This window comes from Arthrobacter sp. CMU6, from assembly GCF_059090205.1.
On sequence record NZ_JBNHFL010000007.1, the window covers coordinates 121557 to 135835 of the forward strand.

The window sequence follows — 14279 nt, forward strand, 5'->3', positions numbered from 1 at the left end:
GTAAACCGGCGGCAGCATCCTGCGGGCCGCATCTTCCGGTTAGCTGCCATCTTCCTGTGAGCAGGCTGCTGACCGGGGCTTTCCCGGCCGCGCAGGCCGGCGAGTCGCTAGGATTCAACTATGGATGCCGCACGCCCTGACGATAGCCGTGGACCGCAGGAGAACCTGACCGGAGCGAAGGGGCTGCCCGACCGGCCGGCGCTGGACCGGGACGCCCTGTCCGACGCCAACTTCCTGGCCGGCACCGGCATCGCGCAGCTGACGGTCGTGGAGTCAACCGGGTCCACCAACGCCGACCTTCTGCGGGCCGTGACCGTGGATCCCAAGGCCTGGCCCGACCTGGCAGTCCTGACGGCGGAACATCAGACTGCCGCCCGCGGCCGCCTGGACCGCGCCTGGGAAGCGCCTGCCCGCAGCTCGGTGCTGGTCTCGCTGGTGCTGCGGCCCGTCAATGCTGACGGCCGCCCGCTGCCCACCCAGACCTATTCATGGCTTTCCCTTCTGGCCGCCGTTGCGCTGCGCGACGCCCTGGAGGAGACAGCGGGACTTCCCGCTGAGCTGAAGTGGCCGAACGATGTGCTGGTGCGCGGCGGGAAAATCGCCGGCATCCTTGCCCAGCTCGGCCCCCTGGGCGACGGCACGGTGCCACCCGTCATCCTCGGCACGGGGCTGAACGTCACGCTCACCGAGGACGAGCTGCCGGTGCCTACAGCCACGTCCGTCCAGCTGCAGGGCGGCGCAACGGTGGACCGCACTGCGCTGCTGAAGAGCTACCTGTCCCGTTTCTGCACGCTGTACCGCAGCTTCTGCAATGCCGACGGCGACGCCACGGCCGGTTTGGCCGCCGGGCCGTCGCTGCACAAGCGCGTCGAAACGGCGATGGTCACCCTGGGTCAGCAGGTCCGCGCCCAGCTGCCGGGCGACCACGAAATCATCGGCCACGCTTCCCGGCTTGATGACTCGGGCTCCCTGCTGGTGGTGGATGCCTCTGCCCATGAGCACGTGGTGACTGCGGGGGACGTGGTCCACCTGCGGCCGTGGTCGCCGGAGGCTTCCGCGAAACACGGCTCCGACAGGACCCCCGGGAAGCACAGCTCTGACAAGCAGGGGTCCGGCGAAAGCGGTTATGCGTAGAGAACTCCTCCCGGGCGAGCAGGTCATCGTGGTGACCCGCCCGCAGCCCAGGGTGCTGTTCCTCCCGGCGGTGGTTTTCATTGTGGTGCCCGCCGTTGCTGCATTTGCGAGCGCGTGGATCATCCGCGGCGGCCTGTCCGTGCTGGCCCCTGTCATCACCGGCGAATGGACTTTTTGGGCGGTCGCCGGGTGCGTGCTTGCCGGCCTGTGGATCCTGCTGGGGTACTGCCTGCCACGGCTGCTCCGGTGGCAGAGCACACGGTATTTCCTGACCAGCCAGCGGGTCCTGGCGCGCTCCGGCGTGCTCCGGCGCCGGGACTGGCAGGTTTTCCTGGATTCAGTGCGTAATGTCACAATCAGCCAGTCGATGCTCCAGCGGATGTTGCGTTCGGGGAATATATCCTTGGATGCCGGGCACCATTTCGGCACCGTGCTGAAGGATGTGCCGGAAGTTGCCACCTTCCACAGGTTCTTGCTGGATGCCCTTGATGAGCTTCCGGAAGACGAACCATTTGGATTGGGTCAGGCGCCGGATGAGCCCGGCGCCCGGTTTCCGCGGGATGTGAGAGAAGGTGGAAGAGATGAACGATGAGGATCAGCGCGGCGGCCAGGAGGCAGGCACGCAAGAGGCAGGCACGCAGGAGGCCGGCACAGACGGGGCCGGCGCGCAGGGCACCGGTCACCGGGAGGTGACGGACGCCGTCGTCGAAAATCCGCCCACCGGTACCCTGTCCGCGGAACGAATCGCGGCAAAATCCCTTGAGGCAAGGCTTCTGGGTGGGGAACGCAAGCTGCGCCGGCGCGAGGTGGCGGGCGGTGTTGGCCTGTCGCTGCTCTCGGCGCGCAAGCTGTGGCGTGCACTGGGCTTCCCCAACTTCGGTGATGACGACGTCGCCTTCACCGAACGCGACCAGGCCGCCCTGTCCACGGCTGTGGGCATGGTGCGGGCCGGGATGCTTACCGAGGAGGCCGCCATCTCGGTGACCCGTGCCATCGGGCAGATGACGGACCGCATGGTGGTGTGGCAGATCGAGGCGCTGGTTGAGGACATGGTCCACGAACAGGGGCTCACGGACGCCCAGGCCCGCAAGCGCCTGGTCCATGAACTTCCCGCGCTGGTGGACCCCCTCGAGGAGATGCTCGTTTACTCCTGGCGGCGCCAGCTCAACGCCGGAGTCCAGCGGCTGGCCGTCCGGGCGGAAGCCGGGCTGCAGGCCAGCGAGGAAGGCCGCGAGGGTGACGAGGACGACGCACCGCTTCCCCTGGCGCGCGCCGTCGGCTTCGCGGACCTGGTGTCCTACACGAGCCTTTCCCGCCGGATGAACGAGAAGACGCTCGCCAAACTGGTGCAGCGGTTCGAGAACAAGTGCGCGGAGATTATCTCGGTGGGCGGCGGCCGGCTGGTGAAAACCGTGGGCGACGAAGTCCTCTACATCGCCGAGACACCGGCGGCGGGCGCCGAAATCTCGCTTGCCCTCGCCGAGGCCTTCACCCAGGACGAGATCCTGCCCGAGGCGCGGGTTGCCATGGTCTGGGGACGGATCCTCTCCCGCCTCGGCGACATTTACGGGCCCACCGTCAACCTTGCCGCCCGCCTCACCACGCTGGCCGATCCGGGGACGGTGCTGGTCGATTCGATGACCGCGGCCGCGCTGGACCAGGACGAGCGGTTCGTGCTCATTCCCCAGGACGTGGAGAACGTCCGTGGATTCGGGGAGATCCAGCCGGTGACCCTGGCACGCGGACGGGGACGGGGCCTGGTCCTGGACTAGGGTTCCTGGCGCCCGGACCCCCGGCCCGGTGCAAATGCTGGTGCGGGCGAATGGGACCAGGGTGGGCAGTCCTCCCCATCGCCCGGACCGGACTGCGCGGGTAGGCTGGCGGGGTAACCGGCGGCCCCAGGGCCGCTCTTGGACAAGCCGGCAGCGCCCATGTCATAGTCGAAACTCAGAATTGTTCCGGCGTCTCTATGGGGGAGTGGCGGAATGTCACCGGCCCGTGATGAACATCAGGGGCCAGTAAGCCGCGCTCAGGCGGCTGTGATTTCAGGGGAATAATAACGCTGTGTCAACTTTGTTCGGCAAGCTGGGGCTGGGGAAACGCCGCAACAAGATCGTCACCGGAACCGTCTTTTCCGCTGCAGCTGCGGCGCTGGTGGCCGGTGCTGTCATCTACCCGGGGTTCAAGACTGCCGAGGTTGACCTTAACGACGGCGGCGTCTGGGTAGTCAGCAAGGCCCGGAACGCCGTCGGTCGGCTCAACTACCCCTCGCGGGTCCTTGACGGTGCCGTGACCCCGGCCAGCACCACGTTCGATGTCCTGCAGAATGCCGGCAAGGTTTTCGTCGACGACGAATCCGGCTCCACCCTGAACCAGGTGTCCGCGGCCAACCTGAGGCTGGGCGGCGACAAGAAGCTGCCCGGCACCGCGCAGGTGAGCTTCGGCGCCGACGTCATCTCGGTCACCGACCCTTCCTCCGGCAGGATGTGGGCCATGTCCGCGTCCACCGTTAACGCCTTCGACGAGGAGTCCAGCGAGCCCGCCGTGGCGGGATCCCCGGGCCTCGTCTCCGCCGTCGGCCCGGATGACCGGATCTACTCGGCTGATCCGAAGACGGGACAGGTGACAATGACCACGGTGGACGCCGCGGGGGCAGCCACCGGCACCGAACACAGTACGTGGGACGGGCTGAAAGGCGCCGGGGACCTCCAGCTCGCCGTCGTGGGGGACCAGCCTGTGGTCCTGGACGCGGCCGCGGGAAAACTGTTCCTGCCCGGCGGGCGCGAAGTGCCGCTGGCCGACGCGCGGGAGGCGAAGCTCCAGCAGTCAGGCCCGGCGTCGGACTCCGTGGCCGTGGCCACCACCAAAGCACTCCTCAAACAGCCCCTGAACGGCTCCGCCGCGAAGACCGTGACCTTCGGCGGCCAGGGGGTGCCGGCAGCGCCGGTACAGCTGGACGGCTGCATCCACGCGGCGTGGTCCGGGGCCAACAAGTACGTCCGGGACTGCGTCAAGGACTCGGACAACAAAAACGTGGCCGTACCCAAAGCCAGCTCGTCGCCCAGCTACGTGTTCCGCGTCAACCGGGACGTCGTGGTGTTGAACGACGTGAACTCGGGAAACGTGTGGCTAGTCAACCAGAACATGCAGCTGGTCAACAACTGGGACGACGTTGTCCCGCCCAAGAACCAGGCTGACGACCCCGACGAGGAGTCGGCCGACGACAACACCATCAACGTGCTGCCGGACCGCACCAAACCCAACCGTCCCCCCGAGACGAAACCCGACGCCGTCGGCGTCCGGCCCGGGCGGACCACCGTCCTGAGCGTCCTCGACAACGACTCCGACCCCGACGGCGACGTGCTGACCGCCTCACTCGGTGCGGAAGGCCCGCAGGCCGGAAGCATTGAAGGCATCTACGGCGGGTCCGCCTTCCAGATCACGGTGCCGGCCGACGCCGCGCCGGGGACCGAGACCTTCGACTACACCGCGGCGGACGGGCGCGGACTGTCCGCCGGCGGCAGGGTTAGCCTGAGCGTCGTCGGGCCGGACGAGAACCGGCCCCCGGCCTTCAAGCGCGGCGATCCCACCACCCTCCTGGTGGAGCAGGGCAAGACCGTCAGCCAGAACATCCTTACGGACTGGGCCGACACCGACGGCGACGACCTCGTCCTGATGTCAGCCACCGCCGACAACGAACAGGACCAGGTCAAGGTCCGCCGCGACGGCCTGCTCACCTTCCAGGACTCCGGCGCCTCGGCGGGCAAGAAAAGCGTCACCGTGACCGTCTGGGACGGCCGCGCCACCACCACGGGAAAGGTTGTGGTCAACGTCCAGCCGCCGGGAGCGCTCGCTCCCGTGGTCAACGCCGACCACGTCACGGCAGTGGTGGGCCAGGACCTGGTCATCACGCCGCTGAAGAACGACGTCGATCCCAACGGCGGCGCCTTGCGCCTCGCCCAGGTGGAAGCCAGCGGAGCTGCAGAACTGGGCCCGGTCACCGACGGCGGCACCTTCACCTTCCGCAGCCGGACCCCGGGACCTGTCTACCTGACGTACCTGGCCAGCAACGGACCGCAAAGCAGCCAGGGCCTCATCCGGGTGGATGTGGAATCCGGCAAGGACGCCGGAAATCCCGTCGCCGTCCATGACGTGGCGCTCCTGCCGGTGGGCGGCAGCGTGCTGCTGGACCCGCTGGCCAACGACTCGGACCCCTCCGGCGGCGTCCTGGTCCTGCAGTCCGTCGCGGTGCCGGAGAACGCCACGGCGTCGGTGAGCGTCATTGACCACAGCGTCCTGCGGATCACCGACATCGCGGGCACCAAGGACCCCTTCCTGTTCCGCTACACCATGTCCAACGGCAAATCCTCCGCCACCGGAAGCGTCTCGGTGGTGCCCGTTCCTGCCCCGGCTGTGGTGGAGGCGCCGCAGCCCAAGCCCGACGAGGTCAACGTCCGCGTCAACGACGTCGTGACCATCCCGGTCCTGGACAATGACACCCACCCGCAGGGTGAAAAGCTGACCCTTGACCCGGTCCTGCCGCAGGCCGTTCCGGCGGAGGACGGCAAGGGCTTCGTCTCGGAGAACACCCTCCGGTTCATCGCGGGGAGCCAGCCAAAAACCGTGCGCGCCATCTACAATGCGGTGGACCCGCAGGGCCAGAAGAGCGCCGCCGCCGTCACCATCCACATCCTGCCGCTGGAGGGCGCCGAGAACTCCCGCCCGCAGCCCAAAAACCTGACAGCGCGGGTGGTGGCGGCCGGCACGGTGCGCATTCCGGTGCCGCTGGACGGCATTGACCCCGACGGCGACTCCGTCCAGCTGACCGGCATCGACAGCACGCCCGGCATGGGCACCGCGACGGCGGGCAGCAACTTCATCGACTTCGTCGCGGCCGGAAACGGTGCCGCAACCGATACGTTCCGCTACAAGGTGGTGGACCGGCAGGGCGCCGTCAACACCGGCACCGTCACCGTGGGCATCGCACCACGCGGCGACACCAACCAGAAGCCCGCTCCCGTGGACGACCAGGTCAAGGTCCGGCCCGGGCGGCAGATCGTCGTCGATGCTGCCGGCAATGACACTGATCCGGACGGGGACCTGATTCGGATCCTCACCGACGGCATTGAGGCCGATGCCGCTCTGAAGGCCACAGTCAGCAAGCAAAGCGGCCGCATCCTGCTGCAGGCACCGGCCGCCGAAGGCACCGTCAATGTCCGCTACACCGTGGCCGATGAACGTGGAGCCACCGCCCAGGCAGCCATCCGGATGGTGGTGGACAGCAACGTCCCGCTGCAGGCACCGATCGCCCGGGATGACCGGGTGACCTCCGCGCAGACGCTCGGTAAAACCGCGGTCGACGTGCCCGTCCTCAAGAATGACGAAGACCCCGACGGCGTGGGCGAGAACCTCAGGATCAGCAGCGCCACCGAGACCGCGCGCCCGGGGCCGGAAGGCAACATGTTCGTGGAGCTGACCGAGCAGCCACAGCTGGTGCCCTACACGGTTGAGGACGTCGACGGCCAGAAGTCGACGGCGATCATCTGGGTGCCGGGCCTGGGCCAGCAGGTTCCCACCCTGGCCAAGGACGAGGTCCTTGAAGTGGTTGCGGGCCAGTCCGTGACCGCAGACCTCGCCGAATGGGTCAAGGTGCGGGACGGCCGTTCGCCCCGGCTGACCCAGACCGACCGTATCAAGCTGATCGGCGCGGACGGCAGCAACCCGGTGGCCGGCAACGCCACCGCCGTCAGGTACACGGCGGACAAGGACTACGTTGGCCCGGGCTCCATCACGTTCGAGGTGACGGACGGCTCAGGACCGGATGACCCCGCAGGACTCAAATCCACGCTGAGCATCCGTACCAGGGTGCTGCCGGATCCCAACCGCAACAACCCGCCGGTACTGCTCGGCGGCTCGGTGGATGTTCCGCTGGGTGACTCCGCCGCCGCCGACCTGGCCAAACTGACCACCGACCCGGATGGCGACGACGCCGCAAACATGAAGTACGAGGTCGCCGGCGCGGTTCCCCAGGGCTTCAACGTGGCCATCGACGGCGCGTCCCTCAAGGTCTCGGCGAAGGACGGCGCGAGGACAGGTGACGGCGGCGCCGTGCAGGTGAAGGCGAAGGACCCCCGCGGCCTGGAATCCACCGCCACGTTCCGGCTCGCCGTCACGGCCACCAACCGGGCCAAGCCGGTCGCCAACGACGACGTGGAGGAAAACGCCGCGGCGGGCAAGCCGGTGACAGTCAAGGTGCTGGCCAACGATGCCAACCCGTTCCCGGATACGCCGCTGAAAATCATCGGCGTGGCCACGGAAACGGGCCAGGGCACTGCCGCCATCAGCGGCGACTCGGTGACGGTCACGCCGTCGGCCGGGTTCTCCGGCACCCTGATTGCGTCCTACACCGTGGGGGACAGGACCGAGGACTCCTCCCGTTACGCCACCGCCCGCATCCGGCTCACGGTCAAGGACAAGCCGCTCCCCCCCGCCACGCCCCAGGCACAGAGCGTCGGCGACCAGACGGCCCTGCTGAACTGGACGGCGCCGGCTGACCGGGGCGCGCCGATCACGAAGTACACGGTGTACGGCGAAGGCGGCTACACGCAGGACTGCCCGGCCAACTCGTGCACCCTGAACAACCTCGTGAACAACACGAAGTACCACTTCCAGGTGACAGCGACCAACGAATTCGGCGAGTCCGACCGTTCACCGGCTTCGGCTGAGGTCCGGCCCGACGTCAAGCCCGAGATGCCCTTGGCTCCGTCGCTGAAGTTCGGCGACAAGCAGCTCTCCGCTTCCTGGAAGGCGCCGGCCAGCAAGGGTTCGCCGGTCAAATCCTACGATCTGGAGATTTCGCCGGCACCCAGCGGCCAGAACCCGCAGATCCAGAACCTGACATCCACCAGCTACGTCTGGAAGGGACTCACCAACGGCGTGGCCTACAAGGTGCGCGTGCTCGCCCGGAACGATGCCAAGGACCCGTCGGAATGGAGTACCTACTCCGCCGCCGAGGTGCCGGCCGGGGTTCCGGTGACGCCCGCAGCCCCCACCGCGGCCGGCGCCGGTTCCGTGGGCCCCCAATCCCAGTTGAACGTCAGCTGGACGGCGCCGGACAACAACGGCGACGCCGTCTCCGCCTACACGCTGACCACGCTGCGGGGCGGGTCCGTGGTCAAGAGCCAGAAGGTGGCCTCCGGAACGTCGCTGAACGTCACCGTGGACAACTCCGAGGCGGACTATGCGTTCACCGTTTCCGCCACGAACAAGGCAGGAACGTCCGGAACGAGTGCACAGTCGGCACCGGTCCGGGCCGCCGGCAAGCCGGGGACAGTGAGCGGCGGATCAGTATCGGCGCCCGGCAACTCCGGCCAGCTCAAGGTCACGTTCACACCGTTAACGGAGGCCCAGCGGAACGGTTCACAGGCGTCGGAGATCGCGTACCGGTGGTCCACCGCCTACGGGTCAGGGCCGATCAGCGCCGGCGGCGGCACCATATACGGGCAGCCCAACGGCAAGAACGTCACGGTGAACATCATTGCCTCCTCCACCAAGAACAACGTCTCCGGTGACGGCAAAGCCATCGGCTCGGCCGTTCCGTACGGTCCGCCTGCCGCGCCGGTGGTTACCGGCGGCACATCCGGCGTCGGGGACAGCCAGGTGCACTGGACGTGGAGCGCGCCGAACGACAACGGCAGGCCCATCAACCGCTATGAAGTGAATTTTGACGGCACCGGGTTCAAGTCCGTGGGCCTGGCCCGGCAGTACAACCATGCCGGCGGAGGCTGGGGCCAGCGCCACACGCTGGCGGTCCGCGCATGCAACGGAACCGACGCAATCAAGGACTGCGGCAGTTCCGACTCCGCCACCGCCACATCCGGCGCAGATCCGACGCCCCCGCTCACCGAGGTTAGGGTCAAGCAGTCCGACAACAACAGCTGCCCCGGCAAGCCCGGTGTCCCTGACCGGTACAACGCCGCGACGCGCAGCTGCGGTGGCAGCGACGCCAACTGGGTGTCCTATTCGGACGGCTGGATCCCCACTCCCTGCTGGTCGGACATCTACAACAACGGAAGCCGCTGGTACCTGATGAACGGCGGGCCACACTCCGGCTGGTACGTCAAGGGCATCACCGTGGACGTCCGCGGCCCGGGAGTGGGGCAGTGCTGACCGTGCCACGTCACAGCCCTGTTGAGTGCCACCGCCTGCTGGGAACGAATATGCCTGGAATGACACAGAATAGGAACAACCATGACAATGACTAGCGAGCAGGCCGCCTGGTTTGCAGGGACGTTCGAGAAGCTCGTCGCCAATGTGGGCCAGGCCGTCCTGGGCAAGGCCCACGTCATCCGCCTGACCTTCACCGCGATGCTCGCCGAAGGCCACGTCCTCTTCGAAGACGCCCCCGGCACCGGAAAGACCTCGCTGGCCCGGGCCCTGGCGGCCACCGTCCAGGGCTCCAACAACCGCATCCAGTTCACGCCGGACCTGCTGCCCTCGGACGTCACTGGCGTCACCATCTACGACCAGAAGACCCAGAAGTTCGAATTCCACAAGGGCCCGATCTTCAGCAACATCGTCCTTGCCGACGAAATCAACCGGGCCTCGCCCAAGACACAGTCGGCGCTGCTGGAAGTCATGGAGGAGTCCCGCGTCACCGTGGACGGCACCACCTACGAAGCCGGCCGCCCGTTCATGGTGCTGGCCACCCAGAACCCGATCGAGCAGGCCGGCACCTACCGGCTGCCCGAGGCCCAGCTGGACCGCTTCCTGATCAAGACCTCCATCGGGTACCCGGACCACGCCTCCACCGTCCAGCTCCTGGGCGGAACCAACCTCAAAGACCGGTCCCGGGACCTGCAGCCGGTCATCACCACGCAGGCCGTGGCCGACATGGCGGACCTCGCCGCCACCACCCACGTTGACACCGCGGTGCTTGAGTACATCTCCCGGCTCTGCGAGGAAACCCGCAACGCCCCCGAGACCCGCCTGGGCGTCTCGGTGCGCGGCGCCCTCGCCATGGTCCGGGCGGCCAAGGTCTGGGCAGCGAGCCAGGGACGCAACTTCGTCCTGCCGGACGACATCAAGGACCTTGCCGCCGTCGTCTGGACCCACCGTTTCGTGATGGACCCCGAGGCCGAATTCTCCGGGGCAACGGCCGAAGCCGTTCTGGGACGCGTCCTGGCCGATGTCGCAGCGCCGCAGCAGCGCGCCGCCGTCTAGCGTGCAGCGGTTTAGGGTGGGGCTATCCAAAATGCTGTTGCCCAAAATGCGGCTTCCCGAAATGCGGCTGCCCGGGGCGCGGCTCCAAAGCCGCCCGGCCAGGCTGTGGTCGGACGCCGGCAGCACGGTGCGCCTCGCGCTGGGTCCGGCCTGGCGGACGGCCGACGGCGTGTGGGGCCGCCGCGTCCGGCCCGTCCTGTCCGTGGTCAGCGTCCTGGGCTGGTCCGTGCTGGCCGCAGCGGTTCTCCTGTGGGCGGCCGGAAGTGCCTACGGCTGGCAGGAAGCCACGGCGGCGGCCATCGCGGCGCTGGTGCTTTTCGTCATCGCCGTCGGCTTCATCCTGGGCCGGTCCTCCTACGGCGTGGTGCTCGACCTCGCCCGGACCAGGGTGGCGGTGGGGGACAGCGCCGTCGGAAGCATTGCCGTGTCCAACACCTCGGCCCGGCCGCTCCTGCCGGCTGACCTCGAACTGCCCGTCGGGGCAGCCACCGCCGTGTTCCACCTCCCGCGGATGAAGCCGCAGCAGGTGCACGAGGACCTTTTCACCATCCCCACGGCCCGCCGGGCTGTGATCGTGGTGGGTCCGGTCCGTTCAGTCCGGGCCGATCCGCTGCATCTGCTCCGCCGCCAGGTGCTCTGGACGGAACCCGGGGACCTCTACGTGCACCCACGGACCATTGCGCTGGCCGGTTCCGCCGCCGGCTTCATCCGCGACCTCGAGGGCATGCCCACCACAGAGCTGTCCAGCGCGGACGTTTCCTTCCACGCGCTGCGCGACTACGTCCCGGGCGATGACCGGCGGCACATCCACTGGAAAACCACCGCCCGGACCAACAAGCTCATGGTCCGCCAGTTCGAAGAAACCCGCCGCGCCCACCTGGCCATTTCGCTGTCCATCAACACGGACGAATACGCGTCGGAAGAGGAATTCGAGCTGGCCATATCGGCAGCCGCGTCGATCGGCCGGCAGGCCATCCGCGAACAGCGCGAGCTGGACGTCCTGACGCAGTCCGGTCCGCTGCGCTGCGAGACCGGCCGCAACATGCTGGACGACATGACCCGGATCGCAGGCACCCCGCTGCGGAAGACCGCCGTCGACCTCGCACGCACACTCGCCGACACGGTGCCCAACGCCTCGGTGGTTTTCTTCGTCGTGGGCAGCCACGTGACGCCCACCCAGCTGCGCTCGGCCGCCGCCTCGGTGCCGCCCGGCGTCCGAAGCCTCGCCGTGCGCATGGACCTTGGTGCTGCCCCGGCCCGCGCCAACATCGGCGACCTGACCGTCCTCACGGTGGGCGACCTCGCCGACCTTCCCTCCGTCCTGCGAAAGGCTGCAGCATGAGTGAGGCCACCGGTCTCCGCCCCCGCCGTCCAGACAGCGCCCGTCGTTCAGCGCGGCCTGCTGCCGGGTCCGCATTCGCGGACGGCCGGCCACTGTGGCATTTTGTGCTCGACGCCGGTGCCCTCACCATTCTGCTCGGGCTGGGTGTCCTCGGGTTCAGCCTCAGCTTCGGCGGCGACCCCCACTACCTGGTGGCCGGCTTTGGCGGGATCATCCTGGGCCTGGCCGTCGCTGCCGCCAACGCCCATTTCCGGCTGGGCCTGCTGATCACCACAGCACTGGCCTTCGGCGCCTACCTGGTTCTGGGGACTGCCCTGGCCGTGCCCGACGCCGCGGTGGCTGGCTTCTTGCCCGGCCTGGAATCACTGCGGACGCTGCTGCTAGGCGTCGTCTTCGCGTGGAAGGACATGCTGACAGTCGGAGTGCCGGTGGGCGCCGCAGGCGGCGTGCTGATCGTCCCCTTCCTGAGTTCACTCATCACGGCAGTTGCCGCCGGCATCCTGACCTGGCGGATCCGGAGCCCCTACTGGCCGCTGCTGCCTGTCCTGGTTCTGTTCGTCACGGGCATCGCCTTCAGCACCAACGCCGGGTTCCTGACGGTGGAAAGGGGCATCGCGCTGACGGTGGTGGGCATCGCCTGGGCCACTTTCCGGCGGGACGCCCTGCGCCGGCGCGACACTCACAAGGTCTCGGTGAACCGTCCCCAGCACGACGCAGGCCTGGCTGCGAAAGTGCGCATGCGCCGCCTGGCGGCCGGTGCCGCCGTGCTGGCGGCGACAGTGGGTATCACCGCGGCGGTATCGCCGCTCATCGCCGGCGGCGACGAGCGCCGCGTCCTCCGCAACGTCGTCGTACCGCCCTTTGACCCCAAGGCGTATGTCACGCCGCTGGCGAGCTTCCGGAACTTCGTCAAGGACAAGAAGGACGACGCCCTGTTCACCGTCAAGGGGCTGCCCAAGGACGCGCGCGTCCGGCTCGGGGCACTCGATTCCTTCAACGGGACCAACTACACGATGGACCCGAACGGCTCCGGCAGTTTCAGCAAGGTGGGCGATGCGAAATCGCTCAACACCCTTGCCGGCTCCACGGACGCGGTGCCGACGAACGACTACAGCCTGAACATCACCATTGATGACTACCAGGGCTACTTCGTTCCGGGCGGCCGGAAGACCACCGGACTCAGCTTCGGCCCGGGCTCGTCCGGTGCCGCTTCGGGGCTGTACTTCAACTCCGGAACCGACACTGCGGTGACCACCCAAGGGCTGTCCCGGGGCGACACCTACACTGTCCAGGTCTCGGACCCGGTGAAGCTCGAGCACGGGCAGCTGACCCAATACGACTTCGCCCGGGCCAGCCTTCCGGACACTGCCGACGTGCCGCCGGTGGTGGGTGCCCAGGCCAATGACCTGGCCGCGGACGCCCCGACCGCCGTGGACCAGGTCCGGCAGATCGAGGCCCACTTCCAGAAGAAGGGCGCCTTCAGCAACGGGCTCATCGCCGACGGGCAGCTTCCCAGCGTCTCCGGGCACGGCGCGGCGCGCATCCGGGACCTGCTGACCGCCAAGCAGATGCTGGGCGACGATGAGCAGTACGCCGTGGCGATGTCCCTGATGTTGCGGCACCTGGGCATCCCGTCACGCGTGGTGATGGGTTTCTATCCGGACCCCAAGAGCCCGGAGAACGGTGCGGGCGAGATCAGGATCCTGGGCAAGGACGTCCATGCCTGGGTGGAAGTGGCGTTCGACCGGGTGGGCTGGGTGGCCTTCGACCCCACGCCGCCCAAGGACAACATTCCCATTCCGCCTGATCCGGAAAGCAAGTCCAAGCCGAAGCCCCAGGTCCTGCAGCCGCCGCCACCGCCGCAGGAACCGGCCGATCTGCCGCCGGACTCCTCTCCCGACGCGCTCGACGCCGACGAGAAGAAGAACAATCCCTGGCTGTTCTGGGGTCCCATCCTCGCGGCCATTGGCATCGCCATGATTCCGATTGGCATCCTCGCCCTGCCGCTGCTGCTCGTGGCCCTGCTCAAGTCCCGGCGCCGGAAAGCCCGCTTCACCGGCGGCGATCCTGCCCAGCGCGTCGGCGGGGGCTGGAACGAGGTCCTCAGCCTGGCAACGGACCTGGGCGCCGCCGTGGACAGCCGTGCAACCAGGAGGGAAACGGCGGCCGTGGTCGCTGCGGCGTTCCCCGCCACCGGGACCACCACGACCCTGCTGGCGCACCGGGCCGACGCCTCCATCTTCGGGGCGGGCCAGCCGAGTGAGGATGAGGTGCGGGAGTACTGGGACGTCGTGGACGGCTCGCTCAAGGAGATGACGGGAACGGTCGGCTTTTGGCGGCGGCAGCGGGCGCGGTTCTCGCCCCGGTCGCTGCTGGCCGAGGCCAGGACGGCCCTGGCCGCGCGGGGGTTCCGGCGGTGAACGGTTCGTTTATGACCGGCGGGGGACCTGGAACCGGCGAGGGGCCTGGAACCGGCGGGCCTGCAGCTGCCGGGCCGGTCGCTGCGGATGGAACAGGGCCGTGCCTGCGCTGCGGGCAGCCTGTCCGCGCCGGGGCGAGCTTTTGCGGTGCGTGCGGCACA

At 68.3% G+C, this 14279-nt stretch carries 7 protein-coding genes; all 7 read left to right on the forward strand.

Going from position 1 to position 14279, the window contains the following annotated elements; translation table 11 throughout:
• Positions 1–120: 120 nt before the first annotated feature.
• The 7 genes from AC5RWD_RS06915 to AC5RWD_RS06945 all read left to right on the forward strand — a co-directional run bounded on the left by AC5RWD_RS06915 (position 121) and on the right by AC5RWD_RS06945 (position 14118).
• Entirely contained in the window at positions 121–1134 is a 1014-nt protein-coding gene (locus AC5RWD_RS06915) for a biotin--[acetyl-CoA-carboxylase] ligase (RefSeq protein WP_494019309.1), read from the forward strand.
• A complete protein-coding gene (locus AC5RWD_RS06920) occupies positions 1127–1726 on the forward strand; it encodes a PH domain-containing protein (protein ID WP_494019310.1) in 600 nt (199 codons plus the stop codon). The genes AC5RWD_RS06915 and AC5RWD_RS06920 overlap by 8 nt, the downstream gene beginning before the upstream one ends.
• Entirely contained in the window at positions 1716–2906 is a 1191-nt protein-coding gene (locus AC5RWD_RS06925; protein WP_494019311.1) for an adenylate/guanylate cyclase domain-containing protein, read from the forward strand. The genes AC5RWD_RS06920 and AC5RWD_RS06925 overlap by 11 nt, the downstream gene beginning before the upstream one ends.
• 292 nt (positions 2907–3198) lie before the next feature.
• On the forward strand, positions 3199–9303 hold the full coding sequence (locus AC5RWD_RS06930) for an Ig-like domain-containing protein (protein WP_494019312.1): 6105 nt from the start codon (positions 3199–3201) through the stop codon (positions 9301–9303).
• A gap of 81 nt (positions 9304–9384) precedes the next feature.
• Positions 9385–10356, forward strand: a complete 972-nt coding sequence (locus AC5RWD_RS06935) for an AAA family ATPase (protein WP_494019313.1) — start codon at positions 9385–9387, stop codon at positions 10354–10356.
• Positions 10357–10417: 61 nt separating this feature from the next.
• Positions 10418–11698 (forward strand): DUF58 domain-containing protein, encoded by a 1281-nt coding sequence (locus AC5RWD_RS06940; protein ID WP_494019348.1) that lies wholly within the window; start codon positions 10418–10420, stop codon positions 11696–11698.
• Entirely contained in the window at positions 11695–14118 is a 2424-nt protein-coding gene (locus AC5RWD_RS06945; protein ID WP_494019314.1) for a transglutaminase TgpA family protein, read from the forward strand. Before AC5RWD_RS06940 ends, AC5RWD_RS06945 begins: the two co-directional genes overlap by 4 nt.
• The last annotated feature ends 161 nt before the right edge of the window (positions 14119–14279 follow it).